This is a genomic window from Caballeronia sp. LZ019, from assembly GCF_031450825.1.
Classification (GTDB): Bacteria; Pseudomonadota; Gammaproteobacteria; order Burkholderiales; family Burkholderiaceae; genus Caballeronia.
Window position 1 is genome coordinate 1,099,857 of sequence record NZ_JARTVZ010000005.1, and the last position, 23,546, is coordinate 1,123,402.

At 64.6% G+C, this 23,546-nt stretch carries 21 protein-coding genes, 1 tRNA gene and 2 riboswitches; of the genes, 8 read left to right on the forward strand and 14 right to left on the reverse strand.

What is annotated here, in order from left to right:
• Positions 1-12 precede the first annotated feature (12 nt).
• Genes flgE through flgB form a run of 4 tightly spaced genes read right to left on the reverse strand, consistent with a single transcriptional unit; the run spans position 13 to position 2,938 of the window.
• The gene (flgE, locus tag P9255_RS18600; protein ID WP_309763780.1) at positions 13-1,230 is read right to left on the reverse strand and encodes a flagellar hook protein FlgE; all 1,218 of its coding nucleotides are present in this window, start codon (positions 1,228-1,230) and stop codon (positions 13-15) included.
• 46 nt (positions 1,231-1,276) lie between these two features.
• Positions 1,277-1,996 (reverse strand): flagellar hook assembly protein FlgD, encoded by a 720-nt coding sequence (locus tag P9255_RS18605; protein WP_309763779.1) that lies wholly within the window; start codon positions 1,994-1,996, stop codon positions 1,277-1,279.
• Positions 1,997-2,018: 22 nt separating this feature from the next.
• Positions 2,019-2,444 (reverse strand): flagellar basal body rod protein FlgC, encoded by a 426-nt coding sequence (gene flgC / locus P9255_RS18610; RefSeq protein ID WP_309763778.1) that lies wholly within the window; start codon positions 2,442-2,444, stop codon positions 2,019-2,021.
• An 8-nt stretch (positions 2,445-2,452) separates the two neighbouring features.
• Positions 2,453-2,938: a flagellar basal body rod protein FlgB gene (gene flgB, locus P9255_RS18615; RefSeq protein ID WP_309790235.1), complete on the reverse strand. Its 486-nt coding sequence runs from the start codon at positions 2,936-2,938 to the stop codon at positions 2,453-2,455.
• Positions 2,939-3,193: 255 nt separating this feature from the next.
• On the opposite strand from flgB, the gene flgA reads away from it, so the two are divergent.
• The 5 genes from flgA (at position 3,194) to flhA (ending at position 9,017) form a co-directional block, all read left to right on the forward strand.
• Positions 3,194-4,465: a flagellar basal body P-ring formation chaperone FlgA gene (gene flgA / locus P9255_RS18620; protein ID WP_309790236.1), complete on the forward strand. Its 1,272-nt coding sequence runs from the start codon at positions 3,194-3,196 to the stop codon at positions 4,463-4,465.
• 209 nt (positions 4,466-4,674) lie between these two features.
• The gene (gene flgM, locus P9255_RS18625) at positions 4,675-5,010 is read left to right on the forward strand and encodes a flagellar biosynthesis anti-sigma factor FlgM (protein ID WP_309790775.1); all 336 of its coding nucleotides are present in this window, start codon (positions 4,675-4,677) and stop codon (positions 5,008-5,010) included.
• 83 nt (positions 5,011-5,093) lie between these two features.
• Positions 5,094-5,528, forward strand: a complete 435-nt coding sequence (locus P9255_RS18630; protein WP_309763775.1) for a flagellar protein FlgN — start codon at positions 5,094-5,096, stop codon at positions 5,526-5,528.
• A 178-nt stretch (positions 5,529-5,706) separates the two neighbouring features.
• Entirely contained in the window at positions 5,707-6,915 is a 1,209-nt protein-coding gene (gene flhB, locus P9255_RS18635) for a flagellar biosynthesis protein FlhB (protein WP_309763774.1), read from the forward strand.
• A complete protein-coding gene (gene flhA, locus P9255_RS18640; protein WP_309790237.1) occupies positions 6,912-9,017 on the forward strand; it encodes a flagellar biosynthesis protein FlhA in 2,106 nt (701 codons plus the stop codon). Before flhB ends, flhA begins: the two co-directional genes overlap by 4 nt.
• Here the strand turns inward: flhA and P9255_RS18645 are convergent.
• The 6 genes from P9255_RS18645 to gcvT form a co-directional block, all read right to left on the reverse strand.
• Positions 8,998-9,402 carry a hypothetical protein gene (locus P9255_RS18645; RefSeq protein ID WP_309790238.1) on the reverse strand — a complete coding sequence of 135 codons (405 nt, stop codon included), beginning with the start codon at positions 9,400-9,402 and terminating at the stop codon, positions 8,998-9,000. The two genes, flhA and P9255_RS18645, sit on opposite strands and share 20 nt — an antisense overlap.
• Positions 9,403-9,437: 35 nt before the next feature.
• A complete protein-coding gene (locus tag P9255_RS18650) occupies positions 9,438-10,826 on the reverse strand; it encodes an L-serine ammonia-lyase (RefSeq protein ID WP_309790239.1) in 1,389 nt (462 codons plus the stop codon).
• 20 nt (positions 10,827-10,846) lie between these two features.
• Positions 10,847-11,893, reverse strand: coding sequence for an alginate lyase family protein (locus P9255_RS18655; protein ID WP_404980442.1), 1,047 nt, complete (start codon positions 11,891-11,893; stop codon positions 10,847-10,849).
• A 221-nt stretch (positions 11,894-12,114) separates the two neighbouring features.
• Entirely contained in the window at positions 12,115-15,045 is a 2,931-nt protein-coding gene (gcvP, locus tag P9255_RS18660) for an aminomethyl-transferring glycine dehydrogenase (RefSeq protein ID WP_309790241.1), read from the reverse strand.
• A gap of 55 nt (positions 15,046-15,100) precedes the next feature.
• A complete protein-coding gene (gene gcvH, locus P9255_RS18665) occupies positions 15,101-15,481 on the reverse strand; it encodes a glycine cleavage system protein GcvH (protein WP_309790242.1) in 381 nt (126 codons plus the stop codon).
• Positions 15,482-15,544: 63 nt separating this feature from the next.
• Entirely contained in the window at positions 15,545-16,669 is a 1,125-nt protein-coding gene (gcvT, locus tag P9255_RS18670; RefSeq protein ID WP_309790243.1) for a glycine cleavage system aminomethyltransferase GcvT, read from the reverse strand.
• A 116-nt stretch (positions 16,670-16,785) separates the two neighbouring features.
• A riboswitch (glycine riboswitch) is annotated at positions 16,786-16,919 on the reverse strand.
• A 9-nt stretch (positions 16,920-16,928) separates the two neighbouring features.
• A riboswitch (glycine riboswitch) is annotated at positions 16,929-17,039 on the reverse strand.
• A gap of 151 nt (positions 17,040-17,190) precedes the next feature.
• Here gcvT and P9255_RS18675 point away from each other — a divergent pair.
• Positions 17,191-17,517, forward strand: a complete 327-nt coding sequence (locus tag P9255_RS18675; RefSeq protein WP_309790244.1) for a hypothetical protein — start codon at positions 17,191-17,193, stop codon at positions 17,515-17,517.
• 17 nt (positions 17,518-17,534) lie between these two features.
• Here P9255_RS18675 and P9255_RS18680 read toward each other — a convergent pair whose 3' ends face one another.
• The 3 genes from P9255_RS18680 to P9255_RS18690 all read right to left on the reverse strand — a co-directional run bounded on the left by P9255_RS18680 (position 17,535) and on the right by P9255_RS18690 (position 19,867).
• A complete protein-coding gene (locus P9255_RS18680) occupies positions 17,535-17,927 on the reverse strand; it encodes a hypothetical protein (RefSeq protein WP_309790245.1) in 393 nt (130 codons plus the stop codon).
• Positions 17,924-18,715 carry a hypothetical protein gene (locus P9255_RS18685; RefSeq protein ID WP_309790246.1) on the reverse strand — a complete coding sequence of 264 codons (792 nt, stop codon included), beginning with the start codon at positions 18,713-18,715 and terminating at the stop codon, positions 17,924-17,926. The genes P9255_RS18680 and P9255_RS18685 overlap by 4 nt, the downstream gene beginning before the upstream one ends.
• Before the next feature lie 108 nt (positions 18,716-18,823).
• Positions 18,824-19,867 (reverse strand): oxidoreductase, encoded by a 1,044-nt coding sequence (locus P9255_RS18690; RefSeq protein ID WP_309790247.1) that lies wholly within the window; start codon positions 19,865-19,867, stop codon positions 18,824-18,826.
• Between the two features lie 241 nt (positions 19,868-20,108).
• On the opposite strand from P9255_RS18690, the gene P9255_RS18695 reads away from it, so the two are divergent.
• The gene (locus P9255_RS18695) at positions 20,109-22,196 is read left to right on the forward strand and encodes a UvrD-helicase domain-containing protein (protein WP_309790248.1); all 2,088 of its coding nucleotides are present in this window, start codon (positions 20,109-20,111) and stop codon (positions 22,194-22,196) included.
• Between the two features lie 53 nt (positions 22,197-22,249).
• Here the strand turns inward: P9255_RS18695 and P9255_RS18700 are convergent, their stop codons facing one another.
• Complete coding sequence (locus P9255_RS18700; protein ID WP_309790249.1) at positions 22,250-23,149, reverse strand: c-type cytochrome; 900 nt, start codon at positions 23,147-23,149, stop codon at positions 22,250-22,252.
• Between the two features lie 284 nt (positions 23,150-23,433).
• Here P9255_RS18700 and P9255_RS18705 point away from each other — a divergent pair.
• Positions 23,434-23,509: transfer RNA gene (locus P9255_RS18705), tRNA-Arg, on the forward strand.
• The last annotated feature ends 37 nt before the right edge of the window (positions 23,510-23,546 follow it).

A 23,546-nucleotide genomic window follows, 5' to 3' on the forward strand; every position in this document is an offset into this window, starting at 1 on the left:
TGCGGACGGTGCTTACAGATTGATCAGCGTCTGGTCAACGGTCTGCTGCGTCTTGATCGTCTGCGCGTTCGCCTGATAGTTGCGCTGCGCGGTGATCAGATTGACGAGCTCGTTGGTCAGATCGACGTTCGAGTTTTCCACCGCGCCGCCCGTAAGCGTGCCGTGATTGGTCGAGCCGGGCACCGAGACTTGCGCCGCGCCCGAAGCCGCGGTCTGCGCATACACGTTGCCGCCGAGGTTCTGCAGGCCGTTCTGGTTATTGAAGTTCGCAATCGCGATCTGGCCGAGCGCCTTCGTTTCGCCGTTCGAGTAGTTGCCCGTCAGCATGCCGTCGGTGCCGACCGTGAAGCCCGTCAGTTCGCCCGTGCTGTTGCCGTCCTGGGTCAGGTTCGTGAGGCCGCTCTTCGCGCCGTATTGCGTGGTGCCCGCGAGGTTCAGCGTCAGCGATTGCGTCGCGCCGGGCGTCGGGTCCGCGCCGTTCGGGATCGTGAAAGTGAAGGTCTTGCCGGACGTCAGATTGCCCGACGCATCGAAGCTCACCGCGCCGAGGTCGGTCTGCTGCGAGACCGGATCGCCGTAGCCTGCGAACGCTTCCCACGTGTTCGTGCCGGTCTTCGTGAAGTAGACGGAGACCTTTTGCGTGCCGCCGAGCGAGTCGTACGCATCCACGGAAGTCGATGCGTTATACGTGTTGCCGTTGGTCGGGTCGAAGTCGGCGACGGGCTTCACGTCGTCCTGCGAGTTCAGGTTGAACGCAGCGGTGATGGTCTTCGTCGCGGTCGGCGCAATGTTCGCGGTCGGCACCGTCAGCGGCACCGTGCTCGCGCTGTTGACGACGCCGCCGGAATCGGCTGCATAGCCCATCAGTTGCAGGCCCGCCGAGTTGACGATGTTGCCGCTGTTGTCGAGATGGAACACGCCGTTGCGCGAATACACGACCGAGCCGTTGTTCGACAGCTGATAGAAGCCGTTGCCGTTGATCGCGACGTCGAGCGCCTGGTTCGTCGTGGTGATCGTGCCTTGCGAGAACTGCTGCTGCACTTCGGCGAGGCGCGTGCCGATGCCGATCTGGTTCGACACGGCGGTGGCCATGGAGCTGGCGTACATGTCCGCGAACTGCGCGGCGCCCTGCTTGAAGCCGACGGTATTCGCGTTCGCGATGTTGTTGCCGATCACATCCAGATCGCTCGACGCGGCGCCCAGACCGCTCAGTGCTTGTTGATAGCTCATGTTTTACTCTTTAGCCGGGGCATCCCGGCAGCAAAGGAAGTTGGAATCAAAGAATCGAAGCTACGCTGGTCAGCGCAACCGTCGAGCCGTTCGCGAGCTTCAGGCCCGGCGCGCCGCCCGACATCTGCACGACGCTCTGCACTTGCGAAGCGGAAAGCGTCGTGGCGGTGGCCTGCTGGCCGTTGATCGTGCCTTGCGCGGTGATCGTGTAGCTGCCGTCGGCGAGCGTCGCGCCCTTCGAATCGACCGGCGTCCAGCCCGATACCGGCACCACGCCTGCGCCCTGCGCGCCGAGGTCGAGCGTATTGACGATGTTCCCCGACTTGTCCTTCACGACGATCTGCAGGTCGCTGACATCGTTGGCGAGCTGCACGCCGAAGCTCGACGACGCCCCGCTCGATACGGTCAGCGCATTGCCTGGCGCGAGCACGTTGGAGCCGATCAGCAACGCGGCCTGCGTCGACTGGCCCGCGGAGAGTTGCGTCGCGAGCGAACTCAGCGACGTGTTCAACTGGCCGATGCCCGACACCGTGTTGATCTGCGCGAGCTGCGAAGTCATCTGCGAGCTGTCGGCGGGATTGGTCGGGTCCTGGTTCTTCAGTTGCGTCACGAGCAGCGTGAGAAACGTGTTCTGCAGGTCCGAAGCGGACGTGCCGCTCGTGCTGCTGGCCGACGAGCTCGATGCGCTCGACGCGCCGTTCATGGTGTCAAGCAGCGTCTGCGACACCTGGGTGCCGTTGCTGCCGATCGTGGTGTTGGTCGTCACGGGTTATTCCTCAGAGTCCGGTTCAGGTTCCGATGGTCAGGGTCTTGAGCATCAATTGCTTGGCGGTGTTGAGCGTTTCGACGTTCGCCTGATAGGAACGCGACGCGGAAATCATGTTGACCATCTCCTGCACGGGATCGACGTTCGGCAGCGTCACATAGCCGTCCGCGTTCGCCGCCGGATTGCTCGGGTCGTAGCTGGTTTTCATGGGGCTCGGATCGTCGATGACGCCCGTCACCTGCACGCCGCCGACCTGCTGGCCGGAGCCGCTTCTCGCGCCGCCGAGCGGATCGACGGCGAAGACGACCTGCTTCGCCTTGTACGGCTGGCCGTCCGGTCCGGTCGTGCTGTCCGCGTTCGCCAGATTCGACGCGGTCACGTTCAGGCGCTGCGCCTGAGCCGACATCGCCGAGCCGGCGACGCTGAATATGTTCATCAATGAAGGCATGCTCTTCCTCAGCTATTGGTTGTAATGGCGGACAGCATCGACTTGATCTGCGAGGTGAGCACCGTCATGCCGGCTTCGAAGTGCAGCGCGTTGTCCGCGAACTGCACGCGTTCGGCGTCCAGATCGACCGTGTTGCCGTCGAGCGATGGCTGGCTCGGCACGCGATACGCGAGCCGGCCGTAGTCGTCGCTCGAACCGCCGGATGCGGCGAGCGTTGACGTGCCGGACAGGTGTCCCTTCGCGGTCACGGCCATCGACGCGCCGCTCGAGATCGATACTGGCTGCGCCATCTTCAGCGTCGATGCGTTCGACGCCGCCGATCCGCCGCCCTGCTTCAGCGCGCCGGCGAGCGCCGTGGAGAAGTTCACGTCGCGCGCCTTGTAGCCGGGCGTGTCGGCGTTCGCGATATTCGACGACAGCAGTTCCTGCCGGTACGCGCGCACATCGAGCGCTTCGCGGCCGAACGCCAATTCCTTGTCGAGCTTGTCTAGCATTCCCTGGATTCCCCAAGTTCGTGATGTCGCAGACGCCCGCCGTACCGCGCGGGCCTTTTTGCATGACACGCATCTTAGGAGCGGCGCGCAATGACTGATCCGATGAATAACCGGGAAACGCGGCCTCTATTCGAGGCTTGAGCGTGACGCCGGCTATCTAGAATCTGGGTCGTGGTGAGAGGCGGATCGATTCCGCGCTCAACGATCGAGTCGAACAACGTGTCTGCGCCTAGCGCGGCGAGCAAGGAGAAAGTGATGAGCAGGTCCGCCGGGCATCCGTCGAAAGTCGCGTCGCCGTGCGTGGCGTCTTTTGCACGCCGCGCGTCGCTGTTCGTCGGCGTCGTGGGGCTCGTCACAAGCGCGTTCGCGCAGCAGGGCGACGGCTTCATCGCCATTCCCGGCAACGCGGAGACGAATCCTTCGGCGGTCGCGGATATGGCGAAGGCGCTTCCCGCCGCTGCTTCTGCTGTATCCACGGTTGCGCCGACGCCCGCGCCTTATCTTGCGCCCGCGCCCGGCTATCGCGCTGCGACCAAAGCCGCGGATGCCGCGATGCGCCACGCCGCGCTCGCGCTCGAAGCGCGCGCCGAATCCGCAGACGACGCAATGGACGATGCGAGCGGGATGATCGTCATTCCCGGCGCTGGCGAAGCGAAGCCGGCTCCCGTTGCCGCAGCCGTCAAGCCGATGGCGGCGGCTGCATCCGCCGCGCGCGACGTGATCCCCGTCGTCGTCACGCGCGATGACGCCGCCGCGTCGCGCACGGCCAACGCACGCCCGATCGCGGCGGGCGACGCATCGCCGGTCAGGCGCGTGAACTTCACGCCGTCCGCTCCGGATGCGCCCGCCATGAAGCGCGCGAGCTTCACGCCGCAGCCCGCCGCCGCTGGCGCTGGCGCTGCGACGATGCAGGATGGCGAGACCATCCGCGCCGCCGCGCTCGCGTTCTTGCAGCAACAAGCCGCCGGCTTGCCCGGCAAAGTCGATATCACCGTGACGCCCGTCTTCCCGCGCGGCCTCGCCGCCTGCACGGCGCTCGATCCGTTCATGCCGACGGGCGCGCGCCTCTGGGGCCGCGTGACGGTCGGCGTGCGCTGCGTCGGCGAGCGGCCGTGGACGCTGTATGTTCAGGCGCGGGTGTCGATCAACGCGACGTACTACGTCGCCGCACGCGCGGTCGCGCCGGGCGAAATGCTCGGCAACGCCGATCTCGTCGCCCGCGACGGCGATCTCACCGCGATGCCGCAAGCGGTCGTCACCGATCCGTCGCAGGCGGTCGGCGCGGTGACGCTGTCGCGCGTGCCGGCGGGCCTGCCGCTGCGCACCGACATGCTGCGCGCAGCAAGCTCGGTGGCGATCGGGCAGACGGTTCGCGTCGTCACCGACGGCTCGGGCTTCTCGATATCGTCCGAAGGCAGCGCGATGAACAACGCCACGCCCGGCCAGCAGGTCCGCGTGAAGACCGCTGGCGGCCAGATCGTGACGGGCGTCGTCAAGGATAGTCAGACGGTGGAAATCCGCATGTGACGGGCGCCGCCGTCCATTCCCGACCCGGCCAGGACCGTCCGAAGAATTGATTACCGAATGTTTCACTTTGTTGCAATTCGATCGAAGGCCCGCCCCGTAAGGTTTTGCGGGCGATGATGTCGCCGAGCGTGTGCTGCGCCACCAAGGCAGGGTAAAGTTTCCGAGACCCCCCGCCGATAAAGGACTCAACACGTTCGGGAATGGACATCGTGAAAATCGAATCGAAAAGCAACACCACTCTGGCGAGCCTGCAGGAAGGCTCACAACGCGCATCGCAAAGCGATGCGAAAACTGCTGCGGCTGCCGCCACCACCACGCCGGCCACCGGCGTGAAAGCGGGCGCGGCATCGCCGGTGAGTCTGTCGACGTTGTCGTCGGACTTGCGTGCGTCGAACGGCTCGGACATCGATACGGCGAAGGTCGAATCGATCAAGGCCGCGATCCGCGACGGCAGCCTGAAGATCGATACCAGCAAGATCGCCGACGGCATTCTGAGCACTGCGCGCGACCTGCTGCAAACGAGAACCCCGCCGACTGGCGGCTGAAACGCAACGGCCCGGGCTCGCCCGGAGCACGACGTGGACGGCGCCGGGCGGCTTTGACGAAACCCGCGTTTTAGCGAACTGCAATGAGAGACGCCCTGCTTGCCACTGTCATCGAAGAAATCGCCGCTGTTCAGGCGTTCGAATCCCTCCTCGCCCACGAGGAAAAAGCGCTGATCGCCGCGCAGCCGCTCGCCGCGCTGCCGGAGATCATCGGGCAAAAGACCGCGCTGACCGAGCGCATCGGCGTGCTCGAGCAGCAGCGCGACACGCAGCTCGGCGCGCTCGGCCTGCCGGGCGGATTCATCGGCATGGAAGCCGCCGCCGAGGGCGATGCGCAACTCGCCGAACAATGGACGCTCCTTTGCGCCGCCGCCCGCCGTGCGAAGCAGGGCAACAACAACAACGGCGTGCTGATCCGCACCCGCATGGAATACAACCGCAAGGCGCTCGCGGCGCTGCAGGTCGCGCCGTCGAAGTCCGGCTTCTACGGCCCGGACGGACGCGTGCCGGGCGCATGATCGCCGCCGGCTTTCTCTCCACGGCGCATGACTTCACCGGTCATGCGCCGTTTGCATTGCCCGGCGCCTTATTCATCGATTAACCCGGTTTTCCGCGGCTTAATCCGCCGATGGCCGCTCGACGCCTTCCGCAATAATCGCTTCCATCACAGAAAGCGAGCACGAAGCGGAGCAAGCGGTGGCGGAAGAAAGCGATCTCGAAAAAACCGAATCAGCCACTCCCAAGCGCCTGGAAAAGGCGCGGGAGGAAGGCCAGGTTGCGCGCTCGCGGGAACTCGCCTCGTTCGCGTTGCTCGCGGCAGGCTTCTGCGGCGTATGGGCGTTGTCCGGATCGATCGGCGGACATTTGCAGTCGATCCTGCGCGGCGCGTTCACCTTCAATCACGAGACCGTGCTCGACACGCGCCAGATGATGATCGGCGCGGCCAACGCCAGCAAGGAAGGCATGCTTGCCGTGCTGCCGGTGCTCGCGTTGACGGCCGTCGCCGCGCTCGCCGCGCCGATGGCTCTCGGCGGCTGGCTCATCACGACGAAGCCGCTCGCGCCTAACTTCGGCCGCCTCAATCCGATCAGCGGGCTCGGCAAGATGTTCTCGTCGCAGGGTCCGATTCAGCTCGGCATGTCGATTCTCAAGACGATCGTCGTCGGCGGCATGGCGGGCTCGGCGATGTGGAGCCGCAAAGCCGAAGTGCTGGGCCTGCTCACGAAGCCGCTCGGCCTCGCGCTCGCCGATGTGATGCACCTGATCCTCGTGTGCTGCGGCATGGCGATCGGCGGGCTGTTTCTCGTCGCGGTCGTCGATGTGCCGTATCAGATGTGGTCGCATGCGAAGAAGCTTCGCATGAGCAAGGAAGAAGTGAAGCGCGAGCACAAGGAAAACGAAGGCGATCCGCATATCAAGGGCAAGATTCGCCAGCAGCAGCGTGCGGCCGCGCGTCGCCGGATGATGCAGGCGATCCCGACCGCCGATGTCATCGTCACGAACCCGACGCACTTTGCGGTCGCGCTCAAGTATGCCGACGGCGAGATGCGCGCGCCGAAGGTCGTCGCGAAGGGCGTGAATCTGGTCGCGGCGCGCATCCGCGAACTCGGCCGTGAAAATAACGTGCCGCTGCTCGAAGCGCCGCCGCTTGCGCGGGCGCTGTATCACAACGTCGAGATCAACCGTGAGATTCCGGGCGCGCTGTACGGCGCGGTCGCGCAAGTGCTGGCGTGGGTGTATCAGCTCAAGCGCTACAAGGCAGACGGCGGCATCAAGCCCGACGATCCGACCGATCTCGACGTGCCGAAGGAACTGGACAAAGGCGGCGTATCCGACGCCGACGCCGATCAGGAAGCCGCTGAAGCGCTTTCCGGCGACAACTCATCACAAGGAGCCGCAGCATGAACGCGCGCGCTGGATTTTTCGCGAAACGACCCGACGCGCTCGGCACGCAGAACCTTCGGGCGCTTGCCGGCCCGATCCTCATCTGCATGATCCTCGGCATGATGATCCTGCCGTTGCCGGCGTTTCTGCTGGACCTGCTGTTCACGTTCAACATCGCGCTGTCGGTGATGGTGCTGCTCGTCAGCATGTACACGCAAAAGCCGCTCGACTTCGCGGCATTTCCGAGCGTGCTGCTCTTTTCGACGCTGCTGCGCCTGTCGCTCAACGTCGCGTCGACGCGTATCGTGCTGCTGCAGGGCCACACCGGTCCGGACGCGGCGGGCCAGGTGATCGAATCGTTCGGGCACTTTCTCGTCGGCGGGAACTTCGCGGTCGGTATCGTCGTGTTCGTGATCCTGATGATCATCAACTTCATGGTCATCACGAAGGGTGCGGGACGTATCGCGGAAGTCGGCGCACGCTTCACGCTCGACGCGATGCCCGGCAAGCAGATGGCCATCGACGCCGATCTGAACGCCGGCCTCATCAACGAGGAAGTCGCGAAGAAGCGCCGCACGGCGGTCGCGCAGGAGTCCGAGTTCTACGGTTCGATGGACGGTGCATCGAAGTTCGTGCGCGGCGACGCGATCGCGGGCTTGCTGATCATGGTGATCAATATCGTCGGCGGGCTGATCGTCGGCATGCTTCAGCACGACATGGACTTCGCGCACGCGGCGACCAATTACACGCTGCTGACCATCGGCGACGGCCTCGTTGCGCAGATTCCGTCGCTCATCATTTCGACGGCGGCGGGCGTGATCGTGTCGCGCGTCGCGACGGAAGAGGACATCGGCACGCAGTTGACCGGCCAGTTGTTCCAGAATCCGCGCGTGCTGATGATCACGGGCGTCATCATCGGCATCATGGGGCTGATTCCGGGCATGCCGCACTTCGCGTTTCTGCTGCTTGGGGGCGGCCTCGTTTATGCCGCACGTTCGATGAACAAGCGTGCGGAAGCGAAGAAGAAATCGGGTGTCGTCACGGACGTCACGCCGATCGCCGCCGCCGCTGCCGCGTCCGCTGAAAGCGCGGAGGCGAGCTGGGAGGATGTCGCGCTCATCGATCCGCTGGGTCTCGAAGTGGGCTATCGGCTGATTCCGCTCGTGGATCGCAACGCGGACGGCGAATTGCTGAAGCGCATCAAGGGGATCCGCAAGAAGTTTGCGCAGGAGATCGGCTTCTTGCCGCCGGTCATTCATATCCGCGACAACCTCGAGTTGCGTCCGAACGGGTATCGCATTGCGCTGAAGGGCGTGGAAGTGGGCGTCGGCGAAGCGTTCCCGGGTCAGTGGCTCGCGATCAACCCGGGGCAGGTTTCGGCGACGCTGCCTGGCGCGCAGACGACGGACCCGGCGTTCGGCCTGCCGGCGGTGTGGATCGAAACGGCGATGCGCGAGCAGGCGCAGGTCTACGGCTATACGGTCGTCGATGCGAGCACGGTGGTGGCGACGCATCTGAATCACCTCGTCGTCACGCATGCGGCGGAACTGCTCGGACGACAGGAGGTGCAGGCGCTGCTGGAGCGCATCGGCAAGGACACGCCTTCGCTCACCGACGATCTCGTGCCGAAGACGCTGTCGCTCACGACCTTGCAGAAGGTGTTGCAGAACCTGCTCGACGAAAGCGTGCCGATTCGCGACATGCGCACGATTCTGGATGCGCTGCAGGAGCATGCGCCGCGTATTTCCGATCCGTACGAGCTGACGGCTGCGGTGCGTCTGGCGCTGGGGCGCGCGATCACGCAGCAGTGGTATCCGGGCAGCAACGATCTGCAGGTGATGGGCCTCGATCCGACGCTGGAGCGGGTGTTGTCGCAGGCGTTATCGACGGGGCCGAATCCCGGTCTGGAGCCGGGGCTGGCGCAAACGCTGATGACGTCGACGCAAAACGCGATGATGCGTCAGCAGAATCTGGGGTTGCCGCCGGTGCTGCTCGTGCAGCATTCGCTGCGCGCGATGCTGGCGCGCTTCCTGCGCCGGAGCCTGCCGCAGTTGAAGGTGATCTCTTATGCGGAAGTGCCGGATACGCGGAATGTGAAGGTGGTTAATCTGATTGGGGGGTGATGGCTCGGGCGTGAGTCGGACTATGGGTCGCGACGGCCTGAAGCTGCAGCGCGGCTTCGACAACGCGGAACACGCAACTTGCAACAAGCCGCTCCTCGTTCGTCGCTGCGCGAATGACTTCATCGTCATCAAGACGCGCGGGACTGATTTCGGCCAACGCTTGGGCCCATCGAGCAACCGCTTCCGAAGCGACGTCGCCACCGGCCATGCTCGCGCTCAGGCAGGCTTCGCCGTTCTCGTCGATCACGTAGCCACCGTCCCTCGGCCGAACGCGCACGACGACGCGGTCGCCCGTTCCGGCGTATTCGAGCGGCGTGACGATTCGCTGGACGCCGTTGGCGTCGGCGTGCACTTCGAACAGCGAGCGAATGCAGCGCTCCAGCAACTCAGTGGCTTCCATAGCGTGCGGGGCCAACGCCCTCAACACTCCACAATATTCACCGCCAACCCGCCGCGCGACGTCTCCTTGTACTTCGTCTTCATATCCGCGCCGGTTTCGCGCATCGTCTTGATGACCGAATCCAGCGATACGTAATGCGACCCGTCCCCGCGCATCGCCATGCGCGCGGCGTTCACCGCCTTCACCGATCCCATCGCGTTCCGTTCGATGCACGGAATCTGCACCATCCCGCCGACCGGATCGCACGTCAGCCCGAGGTTGTGCTCCATGCCGATTTCCGCCGCGTTCTCCACCTGCGCCGGCGTGCCGCCGAGCACCGCCGCAAGCGCGCCCGCCGCCATCGAACACGCGACGCCCACTTCGCCCTGGCATCCCACTTCCGCACCGGATATCGACGCGTTCATCTTGTACAGAATGCCGATGGCCGCCGCCGTCAGCAGGAAGTCGATCACGCCCTGCTCGTTCGAACCCGGCACGAAGCGATCGTAGTAATGCAGCACGGCCGGGATGATGCCCGCCGCCCCGTTCGTCGGCGCCGTCACGACGCGTCCGCCCACCGCGTTTTCTTCGTTCACGGCGATCGCATAAAGATTGATCCAGTCGATCATCGATAACGGATCGCGCAGCGCCTGCTCAGGCTTGCCCGCCAGCGCCCGATAAAGCTGCGGCGCACGGCGCTTCACCTGAAACGGTCCCGGCAAATTGCCATCCGCTTCCGGATTGCCGATGCCGCACCCCCGCGCGACGCAATCCTGCATCACGTCCCAGATGCGCAACAGGCCCGCGCGAATCTCGTCTTCACTGCGCCAGATGCGCTCGTTTTCCCACATGAGCTGCGCAATCGACCGGCCCGAATCGGCGCACATCTTCATCAGTTCGTCGCCGGTCTGAAACGGATAAGGCAACTGCTCGTGCGCCGTCAGCACCGCCGTGTTCGCCGCGCCCGCCGTCACCACGAAGCCGCCGCCCACGGACAGATACGTCGCATCGCGCAAAGGCTGGCCGCTCGCATCGAATGCATGCAGCTTCATGCCATTCGGATGCTCGGGCAGGGCTTGCCGATAGAACGCGATGTTCTCCTTCACCGAGAACGGAATCTCGCGCGTTCCGAGCAAGCCAAGCGTCTTCGACGTGCGAACCGCCTCGAGGCGCGGGACGATGGTACGGGCATCGACGGTGTCCGGTGCGTCGCCCATCAGGCCGAGCATCACGCCGCGATCCGTGCCGTGGCCTTTGCCCGTCGCGCCGAGCGATCCATACAGCTCGCATTTCACCGATGCCACCGCGCCGAGCAGCCCGTCGCGTTCCAGGCCTTGCGCGAACATCAGCGCGGCGCGCATCGGTCCGACAGTGTGTGAGCTGGAAGGGCCGATGCCGACTTTGAAGAGATCGAAAACGCTGACTGCCATGACTGTTCCTGCGAAAGAGATTAGCGCGCCGGCAGCGGCAGACAGACCGCGAGCCACGCGGGAGGCGTCGGCGCGAGCCGCAACGCCACCGGCGCGTAGCGGCCGTCGAGACGCGCCGCCAGATGAAAGAGTTCCGCCGCGTTCTTCGGGTCCCACTGGCCCGATGAACCCGGCAGGCCGGCCTCGCGACGCCTGGCATCGAAAGGTACGGTCGAGCGCACGAACTCCTCGTGCGTTCGGGTGCCGAGCGCATAGGGCGTGAGCCAGTTGAGCGCATCGGCGAGCGTGGCGCCGGTCGCCGCGCGTTCCGGCAGCCAGTTGCGGTTGTGCCGCCGCGCCGAAAGCGCGGCCGTCACGAGCGGCTGCAGGTCGTAGGTGACGTAGTGCAAAGCATCGCGTTCGGAGAAATCGACCGTGGACCCGTCCGGCGCGATGTTGTCGCCGATATGCTCGACAAAGAGCCGCTGCGCCGCGTTGATCATCTTGCGATCGTCGATGGTGAACGCGCCCATCGCCACCAGCTTCACGCGATGACTCTGCCAGTTGTTCCGATACGTGCCCGTGAGCGGACGCGGCTGCTTGTCGATATCCGCGATATAGCCCGTCACCATCTTCGCGATGAACGCGTTCGCCGCATTGCGCGTCCTGACCGGCAGCGCGCTCGCCGTCAGGTCGTAGGCGAGAATCAGCGATTCGAAATTCGTTTCGTCGATCGGATTGAAGCTCGGCTTGTACTGAGTGGTCCACGCGAACAGGAAGCGATCGACCAGCCGCAGATACCGTTCGTTGCCGGTCGCGCGCCAGGCCAGCGCGGCATCGCGCATGAGGCCGAGATCGCGCGCGGCTTCGACGCTTTCATCGTGGATGCCTTCGTGCGGCAGCGTGCCTTCGGTGTGCAGCGTGCCTTCGGTGTGCAGCGTGGCGCGCGGCTTCGGCTGATCGTCAACGTGCGATTGCACCGCATTCACCAGCGCCTTCACGCCCGGATCGGCGTGGGTGCGCTCGCTCGTCTGCATGGCGGGCGCGGCGCAGAAGTTCATTGCCGCGTGCGCGGCCGGCGCGGCCATCTGCGCGGACGCTGCGCAGATCGCGGCGAGCGTTGCCAGCGTTGTGTGCGTCGTCCGGAAACGGCTCGCCTCGTTCACCTTTCGCACCTTCAGCGCCATATGCACTCCCTGATTGCTTTGGTCAGGGGTGAGATGTTAGCCGTTCCCGAACACGCCGCAAGTTCACCCGACAATGCTTTACGCTTCCGGGCGACTCGCGGCTGTCACGCTCGCTTCCGCGCTCAGGCGTCCGCGTAGTCCGAAATGGGCACGCAGGAGCACATCAGGTTGCGATCGCCGTACGCGTTGTCCGCACGGCCCACGGGGGACCAGTACTTGCGCGCCACGAGCGACTTCACCGGATACGCCGCCTGCTCGCGCGTGTACGCATGATTCCACGCGTCGGCGGTCACGACCGCAGCCGTGTGCGGCGCGTTTTTCAGCACGTTGTCCTCGCGATCGGCGCGGCCTTCCTCGACCGCGCGAATCTCTTCGCGAATGGCGATCATCGCGTCGATGAAGCGATCCAGTTCTTCCTTCGACTCGGATTCTGTCGGCTCCACCATCAGCGTGCCGGGAACGGGGAAGCTCATCGTCGGCGCGTGGAAGCCGTAGTCGATCAGCCGCTTGGCCACGTCCTCCACCGAGATGCCGCTCGCTTCCTTGATCGGCCGCACGTCGAGAATGCACTCGTGCGCGACCAGCCCGCCGGGGCCGCTATAGAGCACCGGATAGTGCGGCGCGAGGCGCTTCGCGACATAGTTCGCGGCGAGGATCGCGCTTTCCGTGGCGGCGGTGAGGCCCTGCGCGCCCATCATCGCGATATACATCCACGAGATCGGCAGAATGGCCGCCGAGCCATACGGCGCCGACGATACCGCGCCGATGCCCGCTTCATCGCGCTTATAGCCGGTGGACGTCTGGTTCGGCAGGAACTTCGCGAGATGCGCGCCGACCGCGACCGGACCGACGCCCGGCCCGCCGCCGCCGTGCGGAATGCAGAACGTCTTGTGCAAGTTCAGATGCGACACGTCGCCGCCGAACTGGCCCGGCGCGCAGAGGCCGACCATCGCGTTCATGTTGGCGCCATCGACATAAACCTGGCCGCCATGCTGATGCACGATGTCGCAAATCTCGCGCACGTTGCGCTCGAACACGCCGTGTGTCGACGGATACGTGATCATGATCGCCGCGAGATTCGCCGAATGCTTCTCGGCCTTCGCCTTCAGGTCTTCGATATCGACGTTGCCGTTCGCATCGCACGCGACGACGACCACCTGCATGCCCGCCATTTGCGCCGATGCCGGGTTCGTGCCGTGCGCGGACGCCGGAATCAGGCACACGTTGCGATGCCCTTCGCCACGCGACTCGTGATACGCATGAATGATGAGCAGGCCCGCGTACTCGCCCTGTGATCCCGCGTTCGGCTGCAATGACACAGCCGCATAACCCGTGCACGCGACGAGCATTTGTTCGAGCTGATCGATCATCGTGCGATAGCCGAGCGTCTGTTCGGCGGGCGCGAACGGATGAATCTGCGCGAACTCCGGCCACGTGACCGGCAGCATTTCGGACGTGGCGTTCAGCTTCATCGTGCACGAGCCGAGCGGGATCATCGTGCGGTCGAGCGCGAGGTCCTTGTCGGCGAGGCAGCGCAGATAGCGCAGCATTTCGTGTTCGGAGTGATGGCGGTTGAAGACCGGATGCGTGAGGTAATCGCTCGTGCGCTTGAGTCCGGCCGGGAGCGAGTCCTTCAGCGCGGCGTCGAGCGCGTCGATGTCGAAGGTTTCGGTCTTGCCCGCGACTTCCGCGAACAATGCGAACAGCTTCAGCAGGTCGTCGCGCGTGGTGGTTTCATCGAGCGATACGCCGACCTGGCTGGCGCTCACGTGCCGCAGGTTGATATGCGCGGCGTGAGCGGCCTGATGCAGCGCGGTGGTGTTCGCGCCGCTGTCGATGGTGACGGTATCGAAGAACGTCTCGTTGGCGATGGAATAGCCGAGCTTCGCGACGCCCGCCGCGAAGATCGACGCGACGCGGTTCACGCGCAGCGCGATCGTCTTCAAGCCTTGCGGGCCGTGATAGACCGCGTACATGCTCGCCATGATCGCGAGCAGCGCCTGCGCCGTGCAGACGTTCGATGTCGCCTTTTCGCGGCGGATGTGCTGTTCGCGCGTTTGCAGCGCGAGACGCAGCGCGGAATTGCCTTGCGCGTCAACCGTCACGCCGACGAGACGGCCCGGCATCTGGCGCTTGAACTCGTCCCGCACGGACATGTAGGCAGCGTGCGGCCCGCCGAAGCCGACCGGCACGCCGAAACGCTGCGTATTGCCGATGGCCACGTCCGCGCCCCATTCGCCCGGCGGCGTGATGAGCGTCAGCGCGAGCAGGTCCGCCGACGCAACCACATGTCCGCCCGCGGCGTGAATGGCTTCGGCCAGCGCGCGGTAGTCGCGCACGTCGCCGTTCGCGCCCGGATATTGCAGCAGCACGCCGAACGCGTTGGCGCTCGCGGCGTCGGCTGCGGGGCCGACTTTGACCTCGATGCCCGCCGGCTTCGCGCGCGTCTTCACCACTTCGATGGTCTGCGGCAGCACGTCGTCCGCAACGTAGAACACGTTCGACTTCGGCTTGCCGACGCGTTGCAGAAGCGTCATTGCTTCGGCAGCGGCGGTGGCCTCGTCGAGCAGCGATGCGTTGGCCATCGCGAGGCCCGTGAGGTCCATCACCATCTGCTGGAAATTGAGCAGCGCTTCGAGGCGCCCTTGCGAGATTTCCGGCTGATACGGCGTGTAAGCCGTGTACCACGCCGGATTTTCGAGCACGTTGCGCAGGATCACCGCCGGCGTGTGCGTGCCGTAGTAACCCTGGCCGATGAAGGTTCGAAACACCAGATTCTCGTCCGCGAGCTTGCGCAACGACGCGAGCGCTTCTGCTTCGCTCTTCGGCTGCGTGAACGCGCCGAGCGGCAGCGTCTCCTTGCGGCGAATCGCTTCGGGAATCACCGCGTCGATGAAGGCCGCGCGCGATGCGAAACCGAGCGCGTCGAGCATTGCGCGCTGGTCGGCAGCGTCGGGGCCGATGTGCCGGCCAGCGAACGCATCGTGGCATTCGAGCGCGGCGAGTGACAGGGAAGTGCGGTTCATCAGGCGATCCGGGTGTTCGAGCTTCATGTGAATTCCTGCGAAAGCGGCTCCTTCCTCGAAACCGCTCTCGTCTGATAGAGGGTTATTCGCCGATCGACTTGCCGTAGCCATCGGCGTCGAGCAGCTTCTCGAGACCCGCGTCGCTCGCGGGCTTGATCTTGAAGAGCCAGCTTTCGTAGGGCGCGCCGTTCACCTGATCCGGCGATGACGTCAATGCGTCGTTTGCCGCGACGATTTCGCCCGAGACCGGCGCGTAGATGTCCGAGGCGGCCTTCACCGATTCGATGACGGCGATCGCGTCGCCTGCCGCAACCGACTTGCCCGCGGCGGGCAGTTCGACGAACACGATGTCGCCGAGCGCTTCCTGCGCGTGATCGGTGATGCCGACGGTCAGCGTGCCGTCGGATTCCGTGCGGACCCATTCGTGCGATTCGGTGTATTTCAGATCGGCCGGGATGCTCATTGGATGCTCCTTGCGTGGTTCGTTCGTTCGTGAAGTTTTGACTGGGAAAACGCGCGCATCGGCTTACTGGGGGGCTACGAGAACCTTGCCGTTGCGCACGAACGGAAGTTTTACCACGCGCGCGGGGACTTGCTTGTCGCGGATGACAACCTGCACCGTGTCGCCCGGCGCGACAGCGGCCGGCACGCGAGCGAATGCGATCGACTCCTGCATCGACGGGGAGAACGTGCCGCTCGTGATTTCGCCCTCGCCGTGCGGCGTCACGACTTTTTGATGGGCGCGCAGCACGCCGCCCGCACGACCGTTTTCCTTGATGAGCACGAGCCCGACGAAGCCGGCCTTCGTGCCGTCCGTTTCCAGCGCCGCGCGGCCGACGAAGTCACGCGGCGTCTTGAGATCGACGGTCCAGGCGAGGCCCGCGTCGAGCGGCGACACGTTTTCGTCCATGTCCTGGCCGTAGAGATTCATGCCGGCTTCGAGGCGCAGCGTGTCGCGTGCGCCGAGGCCGGCGGGCTTCACGCCAGCGGCGTGCAGCGCGTTCCACAGCGCTTCGACGTGCGTCGCCGGAACGACGATTTCGAAGCCGTCCTCGCCCGTATAGCCGGTGCGCGCGAGCATCAGCTCGCCGTATGCGGTGGCGGGAAACGTGACGGCGTTGAACGGCTTGATGTCCTGGGTCGCGGCGCGCGTGTCGGGCAGCACTTGCCAGACTTTCTCGCGCGCGTTCGGCCCTTGCACCGCGATGATGCCGAGATCGCCGCGCGGCGTGATCGACAGATTGAAGCCGCCTTCGGCGTTCAGTTGCCCGAACCACGCAATGTCCTTGTCCGCCGTGCTCGCGTTGACGACCACGCGAAAGTTCGTTTCGGAGAAGAAGTAAACGATGAGGTCGTCGATGACGCCGCCGTCGCTCTTGAGCAGGCACGAGTAGAGCGCGCGGCCCGGCGTCGTGAGCTTGTCGACGTTATTGGCGATTGCGTAGCGGAAGAAATCGCGGACGGCGTCGCCCTGAAAATCGACGACGCGCATGTGCGAGACGTCGAACATGCCGGCGTCGGTGCGTACGGCGCGGTGTTCGTCGATCTGCGAACCGTAGTTGACGGGCATGTCCCAGCCGCCGAAATCGACCATGCGCGCGTTGAGCGCGAGGTGAGCGGCGTGCAGGGGCGTGTGTTGAAGTGCGGTCATCGGGGCCTCGGTTCGCGAAAACAAAAAAGGCCACGCAGCGCGGTCTGCCTGCGGGATGCCGCTTCGCTCGCCGCCGATGCGGCATACAAAGCGCGACCCACGATGCAATTGCGATGCGTGACCCCTCTGTCCTCGGTACCTGAGAGATTGCGCGGACCCGGCGTGTGCCGATGATCCATCGCGCGCCCCTTCGGTGGGCAACTGGCTTCTTCCTTGGAGGAAGCCGCTGCCGCTCTCCAGAGTACGGAAGATTCGATCCTCCGACGCGGCCGGTCCTTTTGCCTGAGAGTTTGCGGGTGTGCCCCTTCGGCGGCGCGGCGTTCGCTGTGCAGTGCACGACGACGGCCACGCGCTCTCCCGACGCGTGCGGCAGAATTTACGCGACGGAAATGGGGTTGTCAAACGGATTCGGAGGCGGGCGATTGCGCGCGTCGCGCCGCTGTGATCGGCACGATTCGTTACGTTCGGGGCGGCGCTGTCTCCTACACTTTCTTACTTGGGAACTTCATTTCGACTCGATCATGGCATCCATCACGATCAACGGCAGGACGGTGACTGGCAAGAACATTTCCGTCCGCGGCAAGCAGGTGACGGTCGACGGGGAGACCGTGACCGTCGATGACTCGCTGCGCGTCATCATCGAAGTTCAGGGCGATGTCGAACGAATCGACGTGGACAGTTGCGAACGGCTGAGCGTGCATGGTCAGGCGGGCCGCGTGTCGGTCGTGTCGGGCAACATCACTTGCGGCGATGTCGGCGGGTCCGTGGAGACGGTTTCCGGCAATGTCAATTGCCGGGACATCGGCGGAAACGTGAGTACGACGTCGGGGAATGTGAATCGGCGGTGAACTTCGGCGGCACGGCTTCAGACCGTTGCGGATGCGTCGGCTTCCGCCATTGATCGGAACGCGTCCGCGCGCGTCAGGAAGGCCACGCAGTTTGCGACGAGGTCGGTCGCGTCGTGCTGGTCGAACGCATCCGCAAGATGGTAGTCCGCGAGTGTTCTTATCTTCTTGAGGTCGATGAGCAGGTAGGCAAGCACTTTGCCCTTCTTTCCGTGCGCGGCGTATCGATCAGTCAGGCGTTGATGCACTCCTGCTGCGTCATGGCCGGGCGGCAAGCACTTGTCCGCTACCTGCAAAGCTTGGTGATAAGCAGCGTAGTACGCACGTGATGCGCCCGAGCGCCATTCGCACTCACTGCCGCCCGCAGCGAGTTGCTGCGCCAGGCCGATCAGATCCTCGACTTCGATACTCATCGCGCAATTTCAAAGGACGTGCCGCGCGGTACGAACGATGCGAGCGGGCGGCAAACGAAGGTAATCAACTCGGGGTGGGCGTCATCGAACTCGTCGGTGAGCGCTTCCGCGATGGCAAAGTTCACGTTGGCGCACTGGCTCGCAGACTGGTCGATGTAGAACTCGTATCGCACGGTGTGGTCGGGAAAGCGCACCGAGCGCGTCCGCCTTATCGCGTGGCCGGATGCCCGTATCGTCGAACTGGCGAGTTGCAACAGGGCCATGCGCGTTTGTGGATCGACGCCAGAACGCTGAAATGACGCGATCAGATCGTTCATCTCAACGAGAAAGCAGTCGCTTTCTGTGAGCGCGTGCTGGATGTTGCCGGAGTGCATGACCGCATTCGCTTCTTCGAAAAGAGTTGCGCCATAGAGCGCACGAGCCGCAGCAAGGAACATCCGGACGTGACCGTGCTTCATTGCAGCGAGTTGACGGGCGTACTTCACCGCCAGATCGGTCGCTCCGAGGTTCAACGCTAGCGACGCGGCGTTACCCAGCACCATCGAGTCATAGTTGGCCAACGCATGGGCCGCTTCGGCGCAACGAATGAATCCATCCCGGTCGCCGCGCAAGAACGCGACAAACGCCAGTACGAGCCAGCACATCTGCGGCTCATCAGCGTTTCGTTGAAGTGACTGCTGCGCGTCTCGCTCTATGCGCTTCACAACGAACTCGTTGCTCTGCGCACTGATCGTCATTTCGACAAGAGCGTCGAGCCAATCATGAGTAACGGGTTGAGGGAGGTCCAAGTAGCGTTGGCCTGTTATTCGAGTGTTCGGAATAGTACAGGCCCTACTGGTTCAGCGTTTATCTTTTTATTACGCACCCGCAACGTCTGCTAAACAGCAGGAATCACGTCACCCCCGCACGAACTCCACCCTCCTCCCTTCCCGCTCGCTCAACATCGCCAGCTCGATGACGGTCATCGTATCCACCGCATCCTGCGGCGTCACCGGGAACGGCTTGCCATCCAGCACCGACGCCGCCAGCGCGCGATAGAACTCCACGTACGCCCCATCGCGCGTCGCGAATTCATGGCGCAGGTCGTGATCGCCATCCACTTCGCGCAGCAGTCCGGGCGGATTCTTGCCGAAGCCTGCATCGCCAGGGCGCAGGCCAGCGCGCAACTGATCTTCCTGCACGTCGAGGCCGGTCTTCACATAACTGCCGCGCGTGCCGTGAATCGCGAACCGCGGCGGCTCGAGCGCGGCGAGCGCGCTCGCATGCAGCACCACTTCCTTGTCCGCATGGCCGAGCACGAGATGCACATAATCCGGCGCGTGCGCGTGGTCGCGATGCGCCTTCACGAAAGCCGTCACCGTCTGCGGCACGCCGAAAAGCGCGAGCGCCTGATCGATCAGATGCGGCCCGAGATCGAACAGCAGACCGCCGCCTCTCGACGCTTCCTCGCGCCAGCGTTGCGGCACTTTCGGGCGGAACCGATCGAAATGCGATTCGTAATGCGTGATGCGCCCGAGCCGCCCGCTTTCGATCAGCCCGCGCGCCGTCATGAAATCGCCGTCCCAGCGGCGGTTGTGAAACGGCGCGAACAGCAAGCCATTCTGCTGCGCGAGATCAGCCAGCGCGCGCGCGTCGGCAGCGGTGAGCGTCACCGGCTTGTCGACGACCACGTGCTTGCCCGCCGACAACGCACGGCGCGCGAGGTCGAAGTGCGTATCGTTGGGGGTTGCGATAACGATGCACGCGATCTCATCGATGGCGGCGAGCGCATCGAAGTCCGCAACGATCCGCGCGTCCGGATAATCGGCCTGCGCGCGCTCGGCCTGGCTCGTCGCGATGGCCGCCACGCTCGCGCGGCCGCAATGCTCGATGACGGGCGCATGGAACGTCGCGCCGGCAAGGCCATAGCCCATCAGGCCGACTTTCAGTGCTGAACTCATTGTGGGCATCATCCTGTTTGAATCGACCGGATATTGTGGCACGCGGCCCGATCGCGGCAAACCGCAGCGGCAAGCCGAACGCCAAGCGGGGCCAAATCCCATCGCGTTTTATCGTGTTAACATCGCGCTCTCGAATTCGCCGCGCGCACGAACCGTGTGTCGCCGGGCGAATGCTCGCAGTCCATCAGCGGCGGTGTTTTTTACCGGTTGCCGCGCGCCTCACTCTCCAAAGTCCAGAACGATGTCCGCAGGTCTCAACGCCGCGCAAAGCGAAGCGGTGCGCTATCTCGATGGTCCCTGTCTCGTGCTCGCGGGCGCGGGCAGCGGCAAGACGCGCGTGATCACGCAGAAGATCGCGCACCTGATCGAAGGACGCGGCTTCGAGCCGAAGCACATCGCCGCGCTCACCTTCACGAACAAGGCCGCGCTCGAAATGCGCGAGCGGACCGCCAAGCTCCTCGAAGGCAAGACACTGACGACGCCCGGCAAGGAAGGCCGCAAGGTGCCGGTCAATCAGTTGACCATCTGCACGTTCCATTCGCTCGGCGTCCAGATCATGCGCCAGGAAGCGGAGCACGTCGGGCTGAAGCCGCAGTTCTCGATCATGGATTCCGACGACTGCTTCGGCATGGTCCAGGAACAGCTCGGCACGACGGACAAGGGCCTCATCCGCAAGGTGCAGTCGATCATTTCGCTGTGGAAGAACGCGATGGTCTCGCCCGATCAGGCCGCCGTCCTCGCGAGCAACGAGGACGAGCATCAGGCGGCGATCGTCTATCGCAGCTATGCCGCGACGCTTCATGCGTATCAGGCGCTCGACTTCGACGATCTGATCCTGCGCCCCGCGCAACTCTTCGCGGAGAACGAGCAGGTGCGCGAGAAGTGGCAGAACCGCCTGCGCTACCTGCTGATCGACGAGTATCAGGACACCAACGCCTGCCAGTACGAATTGCTGAAGCTGCTGGCCGGTCCGCGCGCGGCGTTCACCGCCGTGGGCGACGACGATCAGGCCATCTACGGCTGGCGCGGCGCCACGCTCGAGAACCTCGCGCAGCTGAGCAAGGACTTCCCGAAGCTGCACGTCATCAAGCTGGAGCAGAACTATCGGTCGACGGTGCGGATTCTGACGGCGGCGAACAACGTCATCGCCAACAATCCGAAGCTCTTCGAGAAAAAGCTGTGGTCGGAGCACGGCATGGGCGACACCATCACCGTCACCGGATGCAACGACGAAGAGCACGAAGCGGAATCCGTTGTCTTCCGGCTTTCGGCGCACAAGTTCGAGCGGCGCGCGGCGTTCCGCGATTACGCCATTCTGTATCGCGGGAATTTTCAGGCGCGCATCTTCGAGCAGGTGCTGCGTCGCGAGCGCATTCCGTATGTGCTGTCGGGCGGGCAGTCGTTTTTCGATCGCGCGGAGATCAAGGACATCATTGCGTATTTGCGGCTGATCGCGAATCCGGACGACGATCCCGCGTTCATCCGCGCGATCACGACGCCCCGGCGCGGCGTCGGCAACACGACGCTCGAAGCGCTCGGCGCGTTCGCGGGCGCGGCGAAGGTGTCGCTGTTCGAGGCGGTGTTCATGGGCGGCATCGAGGCGCGGCTGTCAGCGCGGCAAGTCGAACCGCTGCGCACGTTCTGCGAGTGGATACGCCGGCTGTCGGACCGCGCCGCGCGTGATCCGGCAAGCACCGTGCTCGACGACATGATGGAAGCCATCCACTACGAAGCCTACTTGTACGATGCCTTCGACGAGCGGCAGGCTCAGTCCAAGTGGCAGAACGTCCTCGAATTTTGCGAATGGCTGAAGCGCAAGGGCACGAAGCCGGAGTTGTCGCCGGAAGCCGAACAGACCGGCTACGACACCGCCGATGGCCTGACCGACGACGGGAAGAACCTGCTCGGGCTGATCCAGACCGTCGCGCTGATGTCGATGCTGGAAGGCAAGGACGAGGACCCGGACGCGGTGCGGCTCTCGACCGTCCATGCGTCGAAGGGGCTCGAGTATCCGCACGTGTTTCTGGTGGGCGTCGAGGAAGGCATCATGCCGCATCGCGGGAGTTCGGACGATGACGGTCCGATCGACGATGCCCGCATCGAGGAAGAGCGCCGGCTGATGTATGTGGCGATCACGCGGGCGCAGCGCAGCCTGCATCTGAACTGGTGCAAGAAACGCAAGCGCGCGCGGGAGACGGTGGTGTGCGAGCCGTCGCGCTTTATCCCGGAGATGCTGCTCGACGACGCGCCGCCGCCGACGGCGGAAGAAGCGCCGTTGTCGCCGAAGGACCGGATGGCGATGCTGAAGGCGCTGCTGCAGAAGAACTGACGGCAAACCCTGCGACGCCTGGGACGTGCGCAGGGTTTGTTATCGCCGCGGCCTTACTTCGACGCGTTCACCATGTAATCGACGGCGGCTTTCACATCCGCGTCCGATGCATTCGATCCGCCTTTCGGCGGCATCGCGCCCTTGCCGTGAAGCGCGTAGTTGTAGACGGTTTCCATCGGCTCTTTGAGGCGCGGCGCCCAGGTCGCCTTGTCGCCGAACTTCGGCGCGTTCAGTACGCCTGCCGCGTGACACGCCTGACACACCTGTTCGTAGAGCGCCTTGCCGGCTTGCGCGGCATCGGCGCTTTGGGCGCCAGCAGCCGGCGCCGATGCGGTCTGCGGCACTGAGGCCAGCGCAGCGAGGGCGGCTGCGGCCTGGGCGTTGTCGGTCGCGCCGGAAGCGGCGGCCGGCGCCGAAGCGGATGCGGCAGCCGATGCACCCGCCGCCGCGCCCGGTGCGGGTTGCGCCGGTTCCGCGAACTTTGCGCCGGCGTTGTTCGCCATGTAGACGACGGCGCGCGCGATCTCGAAGTCGCTGTAGTCGTCGGGACTGGCGCCGCCGCGCGGGGGCATCGCACCTTTGCCGTTGAGCGCGTTGTGCAGCAGCGTGTCGTAGCCTTCGCCGATACGCGGAGCCCATGCGCCGGCATCGCCGAGCTTGGGTGCGCCAGCGGTGCCTGTCGCATGGCATGCGGAGCAGACGGCCTTGAACACTTCTTCGCCGGTTTTATAGACGCGGGGGGCGTTGGCATCGCGGATATCGACTTTCGCGGCGGGCGCGATGCGCTCTTGCACGGAGGCGTCGATGTCGGTGCCCGCGCCGGTGCGCGTCGAGGTATCGACGTAGACGGCGAGCAGGATGATGATGGCGACCGGGATGCCGAACCCCGCGATGACCGCCGCGATGAGTTGGCCGGGTGTCCTGATCGGGGCTCCGTGGGGTGCTTCGCTCATGCTTGTCTCGTCTCCCGTTTTTTGATTGAGTCGGTTCAGACAGCGTGACGGCTACCGCTTCGCCCTGGCGTCGCCAGGGGCACGGTCGATTATAGACGGAACGTTTAACGGAAGGCGTCGGGGCGATGGAGCGCGTGGCGGGCGTTTACCCGCAGTTCATCGATGCCGGATGTGGCGCTGAAACGCCTGACATGGACGGATGCACGGAAAACAGGTATCCTCTCGGATTCGCATGGGTCTTGCTGTCGCCTTCCGGCACCCCGCAAGCAAGATTCTCAGCAGATGCGCCCGTAGCTCAATGGATAGAGTACTGCCCTCCGAAGGCAGGGGTTGCTGGTTCGATCCCAGCCGGGCGCGCCAACGATAATTTGCCTAGCAAGAGTCCACCCTTTCTATT

What these genes read in the sequence shown, in the direction of transcription:
- flgE (WP_309763780.1), bottom strand. Translation starts at nt 1,230, where the DNA reads ATGAGCTATCAACAAGCACTGAGCGGTCTGGGCGCCGCGTCGAGCGAT.
- flgC (WP_309763778.1), bottom strand. Translation starts at nt 2,444, where the DNA reads ATGCCTTCATTGATGAACATATTCAGCGTCGCCGGCTCGGCGATGTCG.
- flgB (WP_309790235.1), bottom strand. Translation starts at nt 2,938, where the DNA reads ATGCTAGACAAGCTCGACAAGGAATTGGCGTTCGGCCGCGAAGCGCTC.
- flgA (WP_309790236.1), top strand. Translation starts at nt 3,194, where the DNA reads ATGAGCAGGTCCGCCGGGCATCCGTCGAAAGTCGCGTCGCCGTGCGTG.
- P9255_RS18630 (WP_309763775.1), top strand. Translation starts at nt 5,094, where the DNA reads ATGAGAGACGCCCTGCTTGCCACTGTCATCGAAGAAATCGCCGCTGTT.
- flhA (WP_309790237.1), top strand. Translation starts at nt 6,912, where the DNA reads ATGAACGCGCGCGCTGGATTTTTCGCGAAACGACCCGACGCGCTCGGC.
- P9255_RS18650 (WP_309790239.1), bottom strand. Translation starts at nt 10,826, where the DNA reads ATGGCAGTCAGCGTTTTCGATCTCTTCAAAGTCGGCATCGGCCCTTCC.
- P9255_RS18655 (WP_404980442.1), bottom strand. Translation starts at nt 11,893, where the DNA reads ATGGCCGCGCCGGCCGCGCACGCGGCAATGAACTTCTGCGCCGCGCCC.
- gcvP (WP_309790241.1), bottom strand. Translation starts at nt 15,045, where the DNA reads ATGAAGCTCGAACACCCGGATCGCCTGATGAACCGCACTTCCCTGTCA.
- gcvH (WP_309790242.1), bottom strand. Translation starts at nt 15,481, where the DNA reads ATGAGCATCCCGGCCGATCTGAAATACACCGAATCGCACGAATGGGTC.
- gcvT (WP_309790243.1), bottom strand. Translation starts at nt 16,669, where the DNA reads ATGACCGCACTTCAACACACGCCCCTGCACGCCGCTCACCTCGCGCTC.
- P9255_RS18675 (WP_309790244.1), top strand. Translation starts at nt 17,191, where the DNA reads ATGGCATCCATCACGATCAACGGCAGGACGGTGACTGGCAAGAACATT.
- P9255_RS18680 (WP_309790245.1), bottom strand. Translation starts at nt 17,927, where the DNA reads ATGAGTATCGAAGTCGAGGATCTGATCGGCCTGGCGCAGCAACTCGCT.
- P9255_RS18690 (WP_309790247.1), bottom strand. Translation starts at nt 19,867, where the DNA reads ATGAGTTCAGCACTGAAAGTCGGCCTGATGGGCTATGGCCTTGCCGGC.
- P9255_RS18695 (WP_309790248.1), top strand. Translation starts at nt 20,109, where the DNA reads ATGTCCGCAGGTCTCAACGCCGCGCAAAGCGAAGCGGTGCGCTATCTC.
- P9255_RS18700 (WP_309790249.1), bottom strand. Translation starts at nt 23,149, where the DNA reads ATGAGCGAAGCACCCCACGGAGCCCCGATCAGGACACCCGGCCAACTC.